The organism is Pseudomonas sp. 22526, assembly GCF_052044735.1.
Lineage (GTDB): Bacteria > Pseudomonadota > Gammaproteobacteria > Pseudomonadales > Pseudomonadaceae > Aquipseudomonas > Aquipseudomonas piscium.
The window spans coordinates 48,326-65,774 of record NZ_JBQENK010000020.1 but is presented as its reverse complement, the minus strand read 5'-3'; the positions used below and the strand labels follow the sequence as shown (position 1 = coordinate 65,774).

Below are 17,449 nucleotides of genomic sequence, written 5' to 3'. Positions count from 1 at the left end.
AGGCACATGGATTTGTTCGACAGTCGACAGGCCGATGAACTCGCCACCCTGGTGGCGCTCTTCGAGCACGGCTCGTTCGCCGCCGCCGGCCGTGCCTTGCAGCGCCACCCTTCGGTGCTGTCCAAGCGCCTGGCGGCCCTGGAAAGCCGCCTGGGCATTCGCCTGGTGCAGCGCACCACCCGGCAATTGCGCTTCACCGACGAAGGCGCGCGCCTGGTCGAACGCCTGCGACAGGCAGCGAGCCTGATCAGCGAAGCCGAACATGAGGCCTCCCAGGGCGCCGCGCAGATCCGCGGGCGCCTGCGCCTGGCCTTGCCGGCCGCCATGGGCCGGCGCTGGCTCAGCCCGATCCTCGCCGAGTTCGCCCTGGCCCATCCCGGGGTGGTGCTGGAGACCGAATATTCGGACCGCTTTGTCGACATCGTCGGCGAAGGTTTCGACGCGGCGATCCGCATCGGCGAGCTGGCCGACAGCCAACTGGTGGCCCGCAAGCTCTGCGCCCATCGGCGCATCCTCTGCGCCGCGCCTGCCTACCTGCAACGCCATGGCGAACCGCAGGTGCCTGCCGACCTCGCCAGCCACAACTGCCTGGGTTTTACCGGCCTGCGCTCCTACCCCGACTGGCGCCTGACCTGCCAGGGCCGGCTGGAAAGCGTGCGCATCCACGGCACTCTGCACAGCAACGACAACGAGGCCTTGTTGTCCGCGGCCCGGGCCGGTGTCGGCATCCTTGCTGGCGGCGACTGGTTGATGCACCAGGACCTGGCGTCCGGGCATCTGGTCCGGGTGCTGCCGCAATGGCAGCTGGACAGCGACTCGGGGATCTACCTGCTGCGCCCCTCCGCGCGCTTCAGCAGCGCCACCACCCAGGCCTTCAAGCAGTGGATCGAAGAGAGTTTTGCCCAGGGAGCTCCGTGGGAAACACCAGCCAGGGACGAGGCGTAGCACCGCTCACAACGAACTGACGATGAACTCCCGCAGCCATTGGTGGGCCGGGTCGCGGTGGCAGCGCTCGTGCCAGAGCATGGCCATTTCATAACCCGGGACCTCCAGCGGCGGCTCGACCACCTTCAGTGCCGGATTGTCGCGCACCAGGCGCGACGGCAGCATCGCCACCAGGTCGGTGCTCGCCAGCGCCGAAAGGACAAACAGGAAATGCGGGACCGACAGCGCCACCCGGCGCGTCAGTCCCAACTCCCCCAGCGCGCTGTCGGTGACGCCGTGAAAACCGCCGCCATCGGGGGACACCATGACGTGCTCCAGCTTGCCGAACTGCGCCAGGCTCGGGCGCCGTTGCAGCCGTGGATGGCCTGCGCGGCCCACCAGCACGTAACGCTCGCTGAACAGCACGCGGCGGCGCAGCCCCGGCGGCGAATCCTCACTGGTATGCAGGGCCAGGTCGATGATGCCCTGCTCGGCCTGCTGGACCAGACGCCCCGGCTCCAGTTCGAGCACCGCCAGCCGGGTACCGGGGGCCGCCGTCCGCAAGCCGGCCAGCGCCGGCAGGATCACCGTCGACTCGCCGTAGTCGGACGCCGACACACTCCAGGTGTTGGCCGCCGCGCCCGGGTCGAACGGACTGGCCGGCGACACCGCCAACTCCAATGCTTCCAGCGCCCGGCGCAACGGCTCGCGCAGCTCGTCGGCCCTGGCGGTGGGCCGCATGCCCCGCGGGCCCGGCAGCAACAACGGGTCGCCGAAGATCTCCCGCAGCTTGGCCAAATGCACGCTGACCGAGGGTTGCGACAGGTTCAGGCGTTGCGCCGCGCGGGTCACGTTATGCTCCGCCAGCAGCACATCCAGGGTCAGCAGCAGGTTGATGTCCAAGCGCCTTAAATTATTCACGACAATACCTGGGATATTGGATATTCATTTCCAATATACCTGGCAACCACCGATCCTGCCGTCTCCCGACACTGGAGACCCTGTAATGAATGTACTGCTGGTTTATGCCCACCCCGAACCCCGCTCCTTGAACGGCTCGCTCAAGGACTTCACGATCAAGCGCCTGCAGGCCGCCGGCCACACGGTCCAGGTTTCGGACCTGTATGCGATGAACTGGAAGGCGCCGCTGGATGCCGATGACAGCCTGGGCCGGTCGGACAACAGTCGCTTCGACCCATCCCTGGATTCCAAGCGCGCGTTCGAAGAAGGCCTGCAGTCGGCGGACATCGCCCGCGAGCAGGAAAAACTGCTGTGGGCCGACACCCTGCTGCTGCAATTTCCCCTGTGGTGGTTCTCCATGCCGGCGATTCTCAAGGGCTGGGTGGAACGGGTCTACGCCTACGGGTTTGCCTATGGCGTGGGCGAGCATTCGGATGCGCGCTGGGGCGATCGCTACGGCGAAGGCACCCTGGCGGGCAAACGGGCGATGCTGATCGTCAGCGCCGGCGGCTGGGAATCCCACTACAGCCCGCGGGGCATCAACGGGCCGATGGACGACCTGCTGTTCCCGATCCACCACGGCATCCTCTATTACCCCGGCTTCGACGTGCTGCCGCCCTTCGTGATCTACCGCACCGGGCGTATCGACGAAGCGCGTTTCGCCGCGATCTGCGAAGAACTGGGACAACGTCTGGACCAACTGGAGCAAACCGCGCCCATCGCCTTCCGCCCGCAGAACGCCGGCGCCTACCAGATCCCGGAACTCACCCTGCACCCGGAGATCGCCGCCGACCAGCAAGGCTTCGCCGCCCACCTGATGTAGGCCTTGGGCTCACTGCCAGCCCCCACCCAGCACCTTGTACAGGGTCACCCTGTTGCTCTGCTCGGCCAGGCGCAGGCTGATCAGGTCCTGCTGGGCGCTGTACAGCGAACGCTGGGCGTCCAGGGCTTCGAGGTAACTTTGCGAGCCGCCGCGATACAGCGCGTCAGCCAGCTCGAAGCTTTTGCGGCTGGCGTCAGTCAGGGCCTGCTGGGCATCCAGGCGTTCGTCCAGGGTGCTGCGTTCGGCCAGGGCGTCGGCGACTTCCTTGAAAGCGCTCTGCAGGGTCTGCTGGTAGGTCTGCACCTGGATCTCGCGTTCGACCTTGGCCGCGTCCAGGGTCGCGCGGTTACTGCCGGCGTCGAACAGCGGCAGGCTGATGCTCGGGGCGAAGGTCCAGGCACCGCTGCCGGCCTTGAACAGCCCGGACAGCGCCGAACTCGCCGAACCGGCGTTGGCGGTCAGGCTGATGCTGGGAAAAAACGCCGCCCGCGCCGCGCCGATATCGATGTTCGCCGACTTCAGCGTATGTTCCGCCGCCAGCACGTCAGGACGGCGCTGCAATAGGCTGGACGGCAACTCGTCCGGCACCCGCACCAGCAGCGCCGCCGATTGCAGGCTGGCGCCGGGCAGCAGCTCATCGGAAATCTCGCTGCCCACCAACAGGCGCAACGCGTTGCGGTCCTGGAGGATCTGGCTGGCGTACACCGCCGCGTCGCCGCGGGCCGACTCCACGGTGGTCTGCGCCTGGGCCAGGGCCAACCCGGAAGAACCGCCCAGGGCATGGCTGCGCTGGGTCAGCTCGTAGGTCGCCTGCTGGCTGCGCAGGGTTTCCTGGGCCAGGCGCAGCAGTTCGTTATCCGCCGCCAGGGTCAGCCAGGCCGTGGCCACTTCGGCCACCAGACTGATCTGCGTGCTGCGCCGGGTCTCGGCCAGCGACAGGTAGGCTTCCAGCGCCTCGTCCTTGAGGTTGCGCAACCGTCCGAACACATCCAGCTCATAGCTGCTCAGGCCCAGTTGCGCGCCGTAGTCATGGCTGGTGGTGGCCACGCCGCTGCTGGAGGAAGAAGCCGGCGTGCGCGCGTGAGTGCCGCTGACCCCGGCATCGATCGCCGGAAACAACGCCGCGCGCTGGATGCGGTACTGCGCCTGGGCCTTCTCGATATTCAGGCTGGCCAGGCGCAGGTCGCGATTGTTGGCCAGGGCCAGGGTCTGCAAGCGCGCCAGGCGGCTGTCGGTGAAAAACTGCTGCCAGTGGATATCGGCGGCAGCCTCCCCGCTTGAGGTCTTGCTGCCCGGCAACCATTGCTCGGCGACCGGCGCCTCGGGGCGCTGGTATTCGGGCGCCAGGTTGATGCAGCCACCGAGCAGCGCCAGGGCAGGCACCAGGGCCCAACGAAACTTGATCATGCGTCACCTGTTGCGGCGGGTTGAGTGGAGGTCGTGGGGACACGGGTAAAGCGGCGACGGATCAGCACGAAGAACAGCGGCACGAAGAAGATCCCCAGCAGCGTGGCGCTGAACATGCCGCCCAGCACCCCGGTGCCGATGGCCCGGCGTCCGGCCGAACCGGCGCCGGAGCTCAAGGCCAGGGGCAGCACGCCGAACATGAAGGCCAGGGAGGTCATGAGGATCGGCCGCAGGCGCTGGCGTACTGCAGTCAGGGTCGCCTCCAGCAGGCTTGCGCCCTGCTCTTGCAGGTGCTTGGCGAACTCGACGATAAGGATCGCGTTCTTCGCCGACAGCCCCACGGTGGTCAACAGCCCCACCTGGAAGTACACGTCGTTGCTCAAGCCGCTGACGCGGGTCGCCAGCACCGCCCCGACCACGCCCAGGGGCACCACCAGCATCACCGAGAACGGCACCGACCAGCTTTCGTACAAGGCCGCCAGGCAGAGGAACACGAACAGGATCGAAATCCCGTAGAGCAACGGCGCCTGGGAGCCAGACAGGCGCAACTGATAGGACTGCCCGGTCCACTCATAACCGATGCCCTCGGGCAGTTGCTTGACGAGGGACTCGACCACGTCCATGGCCACCCCGGAACTCACCCCCGGCGCCGGATCGCCCACCACCTCCAGGGAGGAGATGCCGTTGTAGCGTTCGAGCAGCGGCGAACCGTAGCTCCAGGCGCTGCTGGCGAAAGACGAGAACGGCACCATTTCATCCTTGGCATTGCGCACGAACCAATGGTCCAGGTCCTCCGCCTGCATCCGCGCCGCGGCCTCGCCCTGCACATAGACCTTCTTCACCCGGCCCTGGTTGAGGAAGTCATTGACGTAGGTGCCGCCCAGGGCCGTGGACAAGGTGCTGTTGATGTCGCTGGTGCTCAGGCTCAGGGCCCCGGCCTTGCGATCGTCGATGCTGACCTTGAGCTGCGGCGTGTCGTCCAGGCCGTTGCTGCGGACCCCGAGCAGGCGCGGATCCTGTTTCGCCAACTCGATGAACTGCTCGCGAGCGGCCACCAGGGCGTCGTGGCCCAGGCCGCCGAGGTCCTTGAGCTGCAGGTCGAAGCCCGAACTTTGCCCCAGGCCGCGTACCGCCGGCGGCTGCATGACGAACACATTGGCATCGCCGATGCTCGCCAGCGCCAGGGTCGCGCGCTGGGCAATCGACGCCGAGTCCTGGCCGGAGCCCAGGCGCTGGCTCCAGTCCTTGAGTTTGATAAAGGCGCGGCCGGTGTTCTGGCTGTTGCCGCCCATGCCCAGGCCGCTGATGCTGATCAAGGCCTCGACCTCCGGCTGTTCGAGCATGTAGCTCTCGAACTGTTTCATCACCGCCTGGGTGCGGCTGTCGGTGGCGCCTACCGGCAACTGGATCTGCGCCATCAGGGTGCCCTGGTCTTCGTCCGGCAGGAACGAGGTCGGCAGGTTGCTATAGCCGACGCCCATGACCAGCAGGAGCACCCCGTACAGCAGCAGGCTGCTGTGGCTGCGTTGCAGGATGCCGCCGACCAGCCGCTGATAGGCCTGGGCGCTGCGCTCGAAATGGCGGTTGAACCAGCCGAAGAAGCCGCGCTGCGGTCCGTGCCCCTGGGCATCGGCGGGCTTGAGCAGGGTCGCACACAGCGCCGGGGTCAGGGTCATGGCCACCAGCACCGAGAGCAGCATGGCCGAGACGATGGTCACCGAGAACTGGCGGTAGATGACCCCGGTTGATCCGCCGAAAAACGCCATGGGAATGAACACCGCGCTGAGCACCAGGGCAATGCCGATCAGCGCGCTGGTGATTTCCGCCATCGACTGGCGCGTGGCCTCCAGGGGCGACAGCCCCTGCTCGCCCATCACCCGCTCGACGTTCTCCACCACGACAATGGCGTCGTCCACCAGCAGGCCGATGGCCAGGACCATGGCGAACATGGTCAGGGTGTTGATCGAATAGCCGAGCAGCGCCAGCACGCCGAAGGTGCCCAGCAGCACCACCGGCACGGTGATCGCCGGGATCAGGGTGGCCCGCGGGTTCTGCAGGAACAGGAACATGATCAGCACCACCAGGACGATGGCCTCGCCGAGGGACTTGACCACCTCCTCGATGGACAGGCTGACAAAGGGCGTGGTGTCGTAGGCGATGACGTTCTTCAGTTGCATTTCCGTCGGGTAGAACTGCTCCAGCTCCTTGAGCTTGGCCTTGACCGCGTCGCCAACGCTCAGAGCGTTGGCCCCGGTCGCCAGCTTGATGCCCATGGCCGAGGCGGGCCGACCATTGAGGGCCGTGCTCATGTCATAACTTTCGCTGCCCAGCTCGACCCGCCCCACATCGCTCAGCAGTACCACCGCGCCGTCGCTGGACGACTTGACCACCACGTTGCGGAACTCGTCCTCGGTCTGCAGCTTGCTGCGCGCGGTAATGGTCGCATTCAGTTGCTGCCCGGGCACCGCCGGCACCGCACCCAGCTGCCCGGCGGAGACTTCGGTGTTCTGCGCCTCCAGGGCGGCGCTGACATCGGACGGCATCAGCGCGTACTTTTCCAGCTTGGCCGGGTCCAGCCAGATGCGCATGGCGTAGCCCGAGCCCAGGGTCTGCACCTCGCCGACGCCGTCGATGCGGCTGATCTGGTCGAGCAAGGTGCTGGAGATGTAGTCGCCGACCTGGGTGCCGGTGACGCTTTCGTTGTCCGAGGCCAGGGCGGCGATCATCAGGAAGTCCGAGCCGCCCTTGGTCACGGTCAGGCCTTCGCTCTGCACCGATTGCGGCAGGCGCGACTCGGCTTGTTGCAGCTTGTTCTGCACCTGCATCTGCGCCACGTCCGGGTCGGTGCCGGCGGCGAAGGTCAGGTTGATGCTGGCGCTGCCCGCCGAGCTGCTGGTGGCCGACATATAGGTCAGGTTGTCCAGGCCGGTCATCTGCTGCTCGATGACCTGGGTCACCGAGTCTTCCACGGTCTTGGCCGAGGCGCCGGTGTAGGTGGCGGAGATCCGCACCGTCGGCGGCGCGATGTCGGGGTACTGCTCCAGGGGCAACTGGCTGATGGACAAGGCCCCGGCGAGCATGATGACGATGGCGATGACCCAGGCGAAAATCGGCCGGTCGATAAAGAAGCGCGCCATACTCAACCCTCCTGCGCCAGGGCGGTGGACGGTGCCTGGGGCACACGGCTGCGGGTACCGCTGCCGCTGTTTTGCGCCAGCACCGCGGCGCCGATCCGGACCTTCTGCCCGCCTTCGACGATCAACTGGTCACCGGCATTGAGGCCGGCCGTCACCCACCACTGGTTGCCCACCGCGCGGTCGATGGTCACCTGCCGTTGCTCGACCTTGCCCTCGACCACCACCAGTACCGAGGTCGCACCGCTGGCGCTGCGGTTCACCGCCCGTTGCGGAATCAGGATCGCCTGTTCGTCCCGGGCCTGTTCCAGCACCGCCCGCACGTACATACCCGGCAGCAGCAGGCGTTCCGGGTTGGGGAACTCGGCGCGCAGGGTCACGGTGCCGGTGCCCTGGCTGACGCTGACCCCGCTGAATTTCAGGCGGCCCGCATGGGCATAGATGCTGCCGTCGTCGAACTTGAGGCTGACGGGTACTTCATCCGCCGCGTTGCCTTGCAGCGCGCCACTGGCCAGGTCGCGCTTGAGGCGCAGCAGCTCGGTGGTGGACTGGGTGACATCGACATAGATAGGGTCCAGTTGCTGCACCGTGGTCAGCGCCGTGTCCTGGTTGGCCACCACCAGGGCGCCGGGGGTCACGGTGGAGGTTTCGATGCGCCCGCCGATGGGCGAGCTGATCCGGGTATAGGCCAGGTTGATGCGCGCCGTCTCGACACCGGCCTGGGCCACCTGCAGATCGGCCTGGGCGGTCAGCAGGCTGGCCTGGGCGTCTTCGTTGTCCTGCTGGCTGATGGCGTCGATCTTCGCCAGCTGGGCATCGCGGGTAGCGGTGGCCTGGGCCGACTTCAGGGTGGCGCGGGCCTTGGCCAGGCTGGCCTGGGCTTCCGCCAGGGCCGCCTTGTAGGTGGCGGCGTCCAGCTGGTACAGGCTGTCCCCGGCCTTGACCTCGGCGCCCTCGACGAACAGCCGCTGCTGGACGATGCCGCCGACCTGGGGGCGGATCTCGGCCACCAGGAAGGCCTGGGTACGCCCGGCCAGCTCGCTGGTCAGGGCCTGGCTTTGCGGCTGCACGGTGATCACCGAGACCTTGGGCACCTCGGCGGCAGCTTCGGGCGCCGCCGGCGAGCAACCGCTCAACACGAACAGCACCATCAGGGAAACGATGACCGCGGCGGTCACCATGGATTTGGCGAAAAGTTTGGTCGACATGAATGCCTCTGCAAAACGGGATGGCTTGGGCCTGTCGCCATGCTGCGAAGCAAATGTGCAGGAAAATTGAAGATTGCCCGGCGACCTTGAATCTTTGCCGCGCCGGGGCCTAAATGAGCGGGCCATTCCTCAAGCCCGCGCCCCCCATGAAACTGAGCATCTCCACCAAACTGTTCGGCGCCGTCCTGGCCTGCGTGCTGTTCGTCATCCTGAGCATGGGCCTGGCCAGCGGCTGGAGCTTCGGCCGCGGCTTTCTCGGCTACCTCAACGAACAGGCGCTGCAACGCATGGAACCGGTGCTGCCGCGCCTGGCAGAAGCCTACGAACGCGAAGGCAACTGGGAGTTCGTCCGCGACAACCCCGACCGCTGGTTCGACCTCATGCGCCCGGGGCCCAAGGAGCAGTCGCAGATCCGCAAGCTGAAACTGCCGCTGGCCTCGGACCTCACCGGCGCGCTGTTTCGCATTGCCCTGCTGGACCGCGACAAGCAACTGGTGATCGGCTATGCGGCGATCGGCGACGATGCCCTGCTGCGGCCGATCGAGGTGGCCGGCAGCACGGTCGGCTGGCTGGCCGTGTCACCCTTCCAGAGCGTCACTGAGGCCGGCGGCGAACGCTTCTTCCAGTACCAGCTGCGTACCAGCCTGGCGGTGGGCGTGGCCTCGCTGCTGCTGGCGATGCTGATCGCCTGGTGGATCTCGCGCACCCTGCTCGACCCGGTCAAGCGCGTGGCCGCGGCCACCCACCGCCTGGCCGCCGGGGAATACAGCAACCGGGTGGCCGAGGCCTCCAACGACGAAGTCGGCCAGCTGGCCCGCGACTTCAACCAGTTGGCCTACACCCTGGAGCGCAACGAACAGATGCGCCGCGAATTCATGGCCGACGTGTCCCATGAGCTGCGCACCCCGCTGTCGGTATTGCGCGGCGAACTGGAGGCCATCGAGGACGGCGTGCGCAAGCTCGACCGGCAGTCGATGCAGTCGCTGCAAAGCGAAGTGGCCATGCTCAGCAAGCTGGTGGACGACCTGTACGAGCTGTCCCTGGCCGATGTCGGCGCCCTCACCTACCGCAAGAGCGAGTGTTCGCTCAACGAGCTGCTGCAGGCCAGCGTGGCGATGTTCCAGGAACGCTGCCAGGCCGCCCGGCTCAAGGTCGAGCTGGAACTGCCGGAGCAGCCGCTGCAGCTGGATGCCGACCCCAAGCGCCTGCAACAGCTGTTCGCCAACCTGCTGGAAAACGCCCTGCGCTACACCGATGCCGGCGGCCTGTTGCGCATTAGCGCCTGCGCCGAGGGCGACAACCTGCGGGTCGATTTCCTCGACTCCGGCCCCGGGGTCGAGGCCGAACAACTGCCGCGGCTGTTCGAGCGCTTCTACCGTGGCGAGGCTTCGCGCAACCGCGCCAGCGGCGGCGCCGGCCTGGGCCTGGCGATCTGTCGCAGCATCGCCCTGGCCCACGGCGGCAGCCTCGACGCCGATCATTCGCCCCTGGGTGGCCTGTGGCTGACCCTGCGTCTGCCCGGCAAGGTCTGAAGCATGAGCACTGAACAACCGATCCTGATCGTCGAAGACGAACCGAAACTCGCCGCCTTGCTGCGCGACTACCTGGACGCCGCCGGTTACCCCAGCCTGAGCCTGGACAACGGCCTGGAGGTAGTGCCGGCGGTGCGCGCCCACCGGCCACGGCTGATCCTGCTCGACCTGATGCTGCCGGGGCGTGACGGCCTGGAAGTGTGCCAGGAGCTGCGGCACTTCAGCGAAGTGCCGATCATCATGATTACCGCCCGGGTCGAGGAAGTGGACCGCCTGCTGGGCCTGGAGCTGGGCGCCGACGACTACATCTGCAAGCCCTTCAGCCCGCGCGAAGTGGTGGCCCGGGTCAAGGCCATCCTGCGCCGCAGCCCGCAACTGACGGCAGCCGCCCAAGCCCGTCTGCTAATAGACGAAGAACGCTACCGTGCCTCGTTCGATGGTATCGCCCTGGACCTGACCCCGGTGGAATTGCGCCTGCTCAAGACCCTGGCCGCGTCCCCGGGCCGGGTGTTCTCCCGCGACCAGTTGCTCGATCGCCTGTACTCCGACCATCGGGTGGTGACCGACCGCACCGTCGACAGCCATGTGCGCAACCTGCGGCGCAAACTGGCCCAGGCCTGCCCGGGGGAAGACCCGATCCAGTCGTTGTACGGCGTGGGTTACAAACTTGAGCTGGGCGCGCTGCCGAGCTGAGCGATCGCGGCGAGCCGGGTTATCCTGTGCCGCCAGAAATCCTGCAGGTGCACGACATGACCCGACTACAGCGGGTGGACATTGACTTGAGCGCGGTGACCAGCACGGCCGAACTGCACGCGACCCTGCGCGACGCCCTGGACTTTCCCGACTGGTACGGCGCCAACTGGGACGCCTTCTGGGACGCCATCACCGGCCTGGTGGAAATGCCCGTGCACCTGCAACTCCACGGCTGGGACGGACTGGCCACGCGCTTGCCGAGAGATGCCCGGCTGCTGCGGCAATGCCTGGAAGAGATGACAACCCACTACCCGGAATTCGCGTCGCAGGTGACGTTCGACTGACTAGCACGCCCGTTCCCTGATGCCATTGCCCTCCTCCACGCCGACCTCGAACCCCTGCATGTCCTCCGGCACTTCCAGCGGATGCGCCTGGGGACCGATGCCAGGGATCGGCAGGCGCACCTACGACTGCTGACGCGTCCAGGCATCCTGCTGGTCCTGCTTGACGATGTCGACGAAGTGCGCCGGCAGCAGGTTGCGGAACGGCCCGCCGTCGCGCTCCACCACCTCGACCATCTTCGCCACCATTTCTTCGGGGTCGTATTGCTCGAACGGGAACTTCAGCCCGGAGTGATCGGTGAAGTTCTGCTGCGGGTCGTACCAGCTTTTCCAGGTTTCCATCATCCGGTCGTTGAAGCCGGTGGAGTACGGCCCGGGGTTGATGGTCGCGACCTGGATGCCGAACTCCGCCAGCTCCATGTGCAGGGCTTCGGCGATGGACTCCAGGGCATGCTTGGAGGCGCAGTAGGCGCCGGTGAAGGGCCCGGTGAGCAGGCCGGCGATCGACGACACGAAGACGATCTTGCCCTTGCGCCGTTCGACCATCTGCCGCACGAAGCCCTGGGTCAGCTCCAGGTTGGCGAACACATTGGTCTCGAACTGGGAGCGCAGGATATCCACGGGGATTTCCGCAATGGCGCCGGTCTCGGCATCGCCGGCGTTGTTCAGCAGCACATCGATGTCCCATTGCCAGGCATAGGCCCGGTCGCGAGCCGAGGTGATGTCGAGCTTCTCCACCCGTAGCTTGAGGTCCAGGCTGGCGGCGAGTTCGCGCAGCTCGGTGACCTGCGGGGTGATCTGCACCCCGGCGATCACTTCATGACCGTTGGCTGCCAGGCGCAGCGCCACCGCACGACCAAAGCCCGAACCGGCGCCGGTGACCAGAATACGTTTTTTGCTCATTGTGGTTTCTCCAGGAAAATGTCGGTGGCCAGGGCTCAGAGGCAAGCCCGGGCGATGATTTCGTCTTCAACCGCGGTGCCACCGGAGACGCCGATGGCGCCCAGGCAGCGCCCCGCCTGGTCGACGATGGGCAGGCCGCCGGCAAAGCTGGTCAAGCCGCCGTTGCTCTGCTCGATCGACCACAACGCCTGCCCCGGCCCGGAAAGCGCGCCGAGTTCGGCGCTGGCGGTACGGAACAGCGCCGAAGTCCGGGCCTTGCGCTGGGCCAGGTCGATCGCCCCCGGCACGGCGTCGTCCATGCGCACGAATGCCAGCAGGTTGCTGCCTTGATCGACGATGGCGATGCACACCGACAGCTGCATCTGCATGGCTTTGGCGATGCCCTTGTCAAGCATCTGCCGGGCGGGTTTGAGGGTGACGGGCCAGTGCATGGCGGGACTCCTTTGCGGTTGAAAAGAGTCTATGAAGCTCGTAGCTTTAAGAGAATCCGCATTCTTCCAACAAGACTATTAAGTATTTCTAATAATGAGCCGACGCGATCCACTGGCCGGGCTGCACCTCTTCATGGCGGTGGTCGAGACCGGCAACTTCACCCGCGCCGCCGCCGTGCTAGGCGTGACCCCGGCGGCCGTGAGCCTGGCCATCAACCAGCTGGAAAGCGAATTGCAGACCAAGCTGTTCCACCGAACCACCCGCGGCGTCAGCCTGACGGAAAGCGGCCAGCGTTTTCACGAAGGCAGCGAAGCCGGCTACCGCAGCCTGTTGCAGGCCAGGGACGAGTTGGGGGAAACCCAGGGCGAGCCTTCGGGGCATCTGCGCATCAGTGCCTTGCACATGGCCAAGCACCTGATCGTCGCCCCGCTGCTCGAGGATTTCTTCCAGCGCTACCCCAGGATCACCCTGGAAATACGCTACGAAGATCAGCTGGTGGACATCGTCAAGGAACAGCTCGACGCCGGTATCCGCCTGGCCGACGCCCTGCACCCGGGCATGCACGCGGTGCAGATCACCCCGCCGCTGCAATGCGCCCTGGTGGCCAGCCCGCAGTACCTGGCGCGCCATCCGGCACCGCGCAGCATCGACGAGCTGCGCCAGCATTCCTGTGTACGTTTTCGTTTTCCCAGCAGCGGGCAGATGCACAAATGGCAGCTGCACGACGGCCAGCACGAGGTGAAGCTGGATGTGCCCGGGCGCTTTATCAGCACCGACACCCAGGCGGTGATCGAGGCCGCCCGCGCCGGCGTGGGCATTGCCCATGTGTTCATTCGCGAACGGATCGCCGCCGACCTCGCCAGCGGCCAGCTGGTGGAAGTCCTGCCCGGCACCTGCCAGCCGCTGCCGGCCATGTGGCTGTACTACGCCAACCGCCGGCACGTCCCACCCAAGCTGCGTGCCCTGATCGAGGTGCTGCGGGACTGGAAGCAGTCGCTCGGACATGACGTCCGGTAAACCACCCTAAGGCCTAGGCCCGCGCCCGGACGCTCGGCACCAGCATCCGCACCAGGGAATCGGCGGTGCTGCGCAAACGTTCCGGCTCCTGATAGATGCGTTCCATCACCGCCAGCCCGCGGGTGAAGGTGACCAGCACTTGCGCGGCGTCTGCCGGCGTCAGGACCAGGTCGCCCCGGATCCGCTCGGCCGACAGCGCGGTGCTGATGATCAGTTGCAGGGCGTCCAGCAGGTCGCGCAAGCGTTGCTGGATGCGCGGGCCGATGGTGTCGGCTTCGGTGGCCGTCTTGGTGGTCAGGCAGCCTTTGGGCGGCGTGCCGCTGGTCATGTTGCTGATCGCCACCTGGAAAAACTGTCGTAGCGCGGTCTCGGCGTCCGCAGCCTCGAGGGCCTTGGCGGCGTTGCCCAGGAAGCGCGTGGCGTAGGCTTCGAACGCCAGCAGGAACAATGCCTCCTTGCCGCCGTAGGCGTGGTACAGCGAGCCGCGCTGGACCTCGGCCGCCTCGGCCAGGTCGGCCATGGAGGTGGACTGCCAGCCCTTGCGCCAGAACACATCAAGGACCGCCGACAACACTTTTTCTTCGTCAAACTGCCTGACACCCGCCATAAAAATCACTGCTCACATAATTATTGACAACCTTGTCAAAGATACCAACACTGCGATCTTTGACATACCTGTCAATCATAGCCGATAGGTGCTGTGCGGTAAGCATGCTTGATGTACTGGTCCACGACTTCCGCTGCGCGCCACGCAAGGAAGTCGGCTTCAACTGCGCAGTCACGCCCGCTGACAACGGTCGTGGGCGCGAGCGGTTTTCTCTTTTTACGTCAGGAAAAAGGAGTCTTCGAAATGGTTTCGAACAGTCGTATCCAGTATGGCTACATCAATGTCATCGAGCCCGCCGAGCACAAGGGCGAGCTCACCCGCGACAAAGTCGAGCGCTTCACCGAGGGGTTCACCAAACCCGCCCTGCTGCGCAAACTCGCGCCCATCGGCGAGGAGTTCGCGCAACGCGAGTTCTTCGATCAGGTCGGTTCGGGGAAAAACCTGCAATGGCGGGTCAAGTCCGGCGACCAGCCGGTGTCGATGCGCGACGAGAACGGCGCCTCGGACTACAACTACGTCACCGGCCGCGTCGGCACCGGGCAGGAATTCCTCGACGACATCTTCACCCACCACCTCGACGTCTACTCGCACCTGGGCACGATTTCCTCGAGCTACAACGACCCCTACGAGTGGGGCAAGGACGCCTTCAACCTGGTCAAGCAGCAGGTCTTCAGCAAACCCTGGTTCAGCATCGACGCCTGGAAAGTCACCGGCCACATGTTCCTCGGCTACAGCACCCAGGAATACGGCGAGCCGGCCCGCGGCGCGGTGGGCAGCGACTGGCACATTTTTCCCACCCTCAACATCTTCGTGATGATCGCCGGCACCAAGAAATGGAGCACCCGCCCGCCCCAGCTGGGCGACCAGTTCCGCGACTACGACCTGATGTTCGAGACCAGCAGCGGCCGCGAAGCGCCAGGCGGCGATTACGAGGCCGACACCGTCTACGTCGAACCGGGCGACGTGCTGATCAACCCGCCCTTCGAATGGCACAAGGTGCTCAATGCCCGCGGCCTGAGCATCGGCGCGGCGTTCCGGGTGATCGACATCGACTACCTGGACAAGCTGGAGGACCGCCGCAACCTGGACCTCTCCAAAGTCGCCCATGACAATGGCAACTTCGCCGAGACCGAGGAGCTGGCGCACTTCCTCACCAGCGTCAACTACGCCTCGCGCCACATCAACCGGGCGCAGATGCTGCTCAACGACATCGAGTACGCCTACCTGCGCAAGCGCGGCAACGCCGGCTCGGTGAAGATCGGCCACCGCTAGCCCCCAGGCGCCGCAGCGAGGACCCGCTCATGACGCTCTCCGTCAGTCCCGAACAGCGTTGGGCCGGCATTCTGTGCGGCCTCGCCGCGGCGTTGATCTGGGGCGCATTCCCGGTGGTCACCCGGCTGGGGCTGACCCACACGCCACTGGATGCCTACGACATCACCTGCATCCGCTACAGCGTCTCCGGGCTGATCCTGCTGCCGTACCTGCTCCGCCATGGCCGCCGGGGGCTGAGCTGGACCAGCATCGGCCTGATGGTCATCGGCATCGGCGCGCCCTACATGCTGGTGGTGGCCCAGGGGCTGGCCCTGGCCCCGGTGGAGCTGTTCGCCGTGGTGACCCCCGGCAGCATGATCCTGTTGTCGATCCTGATCAGCGCGCGGCTGTTCGGCAGCCGCCTCGGCGCCCGGGCGAACGCCGGCACCGTCCTGATCATCGGCGGCGTGCTGCTGGCCGGCTGGCACAGTTTCGCCGGGACCCAGGCCTCGCCCTACGCCTACCTGATGTTCCTGCTCGGCGGCCTGCTGTGGGCGATCTACACCCTGGTGTCGAAATGGTCCGGCAGCGATGCGCTGCACGCCACGGCGATCGTCTCGGTGTGCTCGATGGTCCTGTACCTGCCGGTCTACCTGGCCAGCCGCGGGCTGCGGATCCTCCAGGCACCGCTCTGGGATATCGGCATCCAGGTGGTCTACCAGGGCCTGCTGGTGTCGACGGTGGCGTTGTTCTTCTACAGCCGCTCGGTCCAGCTGCTGGGTGCTTCGCTGGGCTCCACCTTCGCCGCGCTGGTGCCGGGCACGGCCATGGTGCTGGCCGCCCTGCTGCTCGGCGAGCGCGCGAACGGCAGCGCCATCGCCGGCTTGCTGGTGGTGACCGCCGGCATGCTCCTGAGCCTGCTGCCGCAACGCCCACGTCCGCTGCCGGGCACCATCGGCCAGCCGACACCCGGGCCACCAGGCTCCACGCCATGAGCGACCGGCATGAGCGGAGCGCAACCACAGTCCATAGCGAAGGAAAAGCAAGCATGAGCAGCGCATCACTGACCCTCTACGAACTGGCCGGCGCCGACCCGGAGCTGCGCTTCAGCCCGCACTGCTGGAAAACCCGCATGGCCCTGGCCCACAAGGGGCTGGAAAGCCAGAACATCGCCTGGCGCTTCAGCGACAAGGCGCGCATCGCCTTTTCCCGGCAAGGCGCGGTTCCGGTGCTGGTGGATGGCGACGAGAGCATCAGCGACTCCTGGCGCATCGCCCTGCACCTGGAGCAGCGTTACCCCGAGCGCCCGTCCCTGTTCGGCAGCCGCGACGCCATCGCGCTGGCAGGCTTCGTCAACCGCTGGGCCGACAGCATGCTGCTGCCCGCCGTGGCCCGTGTCATCCTGCTGGATGTGTACGAACAACTGGCCGCCGAGGACCGGGAATATTTCCGCAGCTCCCGCGAAGCGCACTTCGGCACCTCGCTGGAACAGCTGGTGGCCCCGCAAGCCAGGCACCTGGAGCAGTTGCGCCAGGTCCTGGCCCCGCTTCGCCAGACCCTCAAGGGCCAGCCCTTCCTGGCCGGCGAGGCCCCGGCCTACGCCGACTATTGTGTGTTCGGCATGTTCATGTGGGCGCGCTGCACCAGTGGCGAAGAACTGCTGGCACCCAACGACGTCCTGCATGCCTGGCGCGAACGCCTGCTGGACGCCTTTGGCGGGCTGGCGCGCGCGGCAACCCTGGCTTCCCCCCTCGAGACTGGAGCACGCCATGTCCAATGATCCCGCCCTGCACGACTTCGCCGTCCGTTCCTCGGACAAGATCCGCTATGCCGATACCGACCGCCAGGGCCATGTGAACAACGCGGTGTTCGCCACCTTCCTGGAAACCGGGCGGGTGGAGATCATCTACGACCCGCACGCGCCGCTCGCCGAACCCGGCAGCGAATTTGTCATCGCGCGCCTGGAACTCGACCTGCGCGCCGAACTGCGCTGGCCCGGCACGGTGCAGATCGGCACTCGGGTCGCCACCCTCGGCAAAAGCTCGATGACCCTGGAACAGGCGCTGTTCCAGGACGGTCGCTGCGCCGCCCTGGCCACCACCGTGATCGTGCAGATCGATGCCCAGAGCCGGCACTCGAAACCCTTTGGCGAAGAGGCACGGCGCCGGTTGAGCGCCCTGACCACGGCCGCGGACTCGTTCGCGGTGAAATAGGCGG

General features: G+C 66.4%; 17 protein-coding genes. 10 read left to right on the top strand and 7 right to left on the bottom strand.

Annotated elements, in window-relative coordinates; all coding sequences use genetic code 11:
• The first annotated feature begins 6 nt into the window (after positions 1-6).
• On the top strand, positions 7-945 hold the full coding sequence (locus ACTJKT_RS25295; RefSeq protein ID WP_440788990.1) for a LysR family transcriptional regulator: 939 nt from the start codon (positions 7-9) through the stop codon (positions 943-945).
• 6 nt (positions 946-951) lie between these two features.
• Here ACTJKT_RS25295 and ACTJKT_RS25290 read toward each other — a convergent pair whose 3' ends face one another.
• Entirely contained in the window at positions 952-1,845 is an 894-nt protein-coding gene (locus ACTJKT_RS25290; RefSeq protein WP_440788989.1) for a LysR family transcriptional regulator, read from the bottom strand.
• Between the two features lie 85 nt (positions 1,846-1,930).
• Here ACTJKT_RS25290 and ACTJKT_RS25285 point away from each other — a divergent pair, with 85 nt between their 5' ends.
• On the top strand, positions 1,931-2,707 hold the full coding sequence (locus ACTJKT_RS25285) for an NAD(P)H-dependent oxidoreductase (RefSeq protein WP_440788988.1): 777 nt from the start codon (positions 1,931-1,933) through the stop codon (positions 2,705-2,707).
• Between the two features lie 9 nt (positions 2,708-2,716).
• On the opposite strand, the gene ACTJKT_RS25280 is transcribed toward ACTJKT_RS25285, so the two are convergent.
• From ACTJKT_RS25280 to ACTJKT_RS25270, 3 genes are read right to left on the bottom strand one after another with little or no spacing between them, the layout of a single operon-like run.
• A complete protein-coding gene (locus ACTJKT_RS25280) occupies positions 2,717-4,114 on the bottom strand; it encodes an efflux transporter outer membrane subunit (RefSeq protein ID WP_440788987.1) in 1,398 nt (465 codons plus the stop codon).
• A complete protein-coding gene (locus ACTJKT_RS25275) occupies positions 4,111-7,251 on the bottom strand; it encodes an efflux RND transporter permease subunit (protein ID WP_440788986.1) in 3,141 nt (1,046 codons plus the stop codon). The genes ACTJKT_RS25280 and ACTJKT_RS25275 overlap by 4 nt, the downstream gene beginning before the upstream one ends.
• A gap of 2 nt (positions 7,252-7,253) precedes the next feature.
• Entirely contained in the window at positions 7,254-8,456 is a 1,203-nt protein-coding gene (locus ACTJKT_RS25270) for an efflux RND transporter periplasmic adaptor subunit (RefSeq protein WP_440788985.1), read from the bottom strand.
• A gap of 113 nt (positions 8,457-8,569) precedes the next feature.
• Here ACTJKT_RS25270 and baeS point away from each other — a divergent pair, with 113 nt between their 5' ends.
• From baeS to ACTJKT_RS25255, 3 genes are read left to right on the top strand one after another with little or no spacing between them, the layout of a single operon-like run.
• A complete protein-coding gene (gene baeS / locus ACTJKT_RS25265; protein ID WP_440788984.1) occupies positions 8,570-9,988 on the top strand; it encodes a sensor histidine kinase efflux regulator BaeS in 1,419 nt (472 codons plus the stop codon).
• Positions 9,989-9,991: 3 nt separating this feature from the next.
• Positions 9,992-10,681 (top strand): response regulator, encoded by a 690-nt coding sequence (locus tag ACTJKT_RS25260; RefSeq protein WP_440788983.1) that lies wholly within the window; start codon positions 9,992-9,994, stop codon positions 10,679-10,681.
• Between the two features lie 56 nt (positions 10,682-10,737).
• The gene (locus ACTJKT_RS25255) at positions 10,738-11,025 is read left to right on the top strand and encodes a barstar family protein (protein WP_440788982.1); all 288 of its coding nucleotides are present in this window, start codon (positions 10,738-10,740) and stop codon (positions 11,023-11,025) included.
• Positions 11,026-11,145: 120 nt separating this feature from the next.
• Here ACTJKT_RS25255 and ACTJKT_RS25250 read toward each other — a convergent pair whose 3' ends face one another.
• Both ACTJKT_RS25250 and ACTJKT_RS25245 read right to left on the bottom strand, forming a co-directional pair.
• Positions 11,146-11,925: an SDR family oxidoreductase gene (locus ACTJKT_RS25250; RefSeq protein WP_440788981.1), complete on the bottom strand. Its 780-nt coding sequence runs from the start codon at positions 11,923-11,925 to the stop codon at positions 11,146-11,148.
• Between the two features lie 35 nt (positions 11,926-11,960).
• Positions 11,961-12,356: a GlcG/HbpS family heme-binding protein gene (locus ACTJKT_RS25245; RefSeq protein WP_053269259.1), complete on the bottom strand. Its 396-nt coding sequence runs from the start codon at positions 12,354-12,356 to the stop codon at positions 11,961-11,963.
• Positions 12,357-12,450: 94 nt separating this feature from the next.
• Between ACTJKT_RS25245 and ACTJKT_RS25240 the strand changes: the two genes are divergently transcribed.
• Positions 12,451-13,374: a LysR family transcriptional regulator gene (locus ACTJKT_RS25240; RefSeq protein ID WP_440788980.1), complete on the top strand. Its 924-nt coding sequence runs from the start codon at positions 12,451-12,453 to the stop codon at positions 13,372-13,374.
• A 13-nt stretch (positions 13,375-13,387) separates the two neighbouring features.
• On the opposite strand, the gene ACTJKT_RS25235 is transcribed toward ACTJKT_RS25240, so the two are convergent.
• On the bottom strand, positions 13,388-13,948 hold the full coding sequence (locus tag ACTJKT_RS25235; protein WP_440788979.1) for a TetR/AcrR family transcriptional regulator: 561 nt from the start codon (positions 13,946-13,948) through the stop codon (positions 13,388-13,390).
• 276 nt (positions 13,949-14,224) lie between these two features.
• On the opposite strand from ACTJKT_RS25235, the gene ACTJKT_RS25230 reads away from it, so the two are divergent.
• From ACTJKT_RS25230 to ACTJKT_RS25215, 4 genes are read left to right on the top strand one after another with little or no spacing between them, the layout of a single operon-like run.
• Entirely contained in the window at positions 14,225-15,253 is a 1,029-nt protein-coding gene (locus ACTJKT_RS25230) for a hypothetical protein (protein WP_440788978.1), read from the top strand.
• Between the two features lie 29 nt (positions 15,254-15,282).
• Positions 15,283-16,227 carry a DMT family transporter gene (locus ACTJKT_RS25225; protein WP_440788977.1) on the top strand — a complete coding sequence of 315 codons (945 nt, stop codon included), beginning with the start codon at positions 15,283-15,285 and terminating at the stop codon, positions 16,225-16,227.
• Positions 16,224-17,012, top strand: a complete 789-nt coding sequence (locus tag ACTJKT_RS25220) for a glutathione S-transferase family protein (protein ID WP_440788976.1) — start codon at positions 16,224-16,226, stop codon at positions 17,010-17,012. Before ACTJKT_RS25225 ends, ACTJKT_RS25220 begins: the two co-directional genes overlap by 4 nt.
• Positions 17,002-17,445 (top strand): acyl-CoA thioesterase, encoded by a 444-nt coding sequence (locus tag ACTJKT_RS25215; protein ID WP_440788975.1) that lies wholly within the window; start codon positions 17,002-17,004, stop codon positions 17,443-17,445. Before ACTJKT_RS25220 ends, ACTJKT_RS25215 begins: the two co-directional genes overlap by 11 nt.
• Positions 17,446-17,449: the final 4 nt, after the last annotated feature.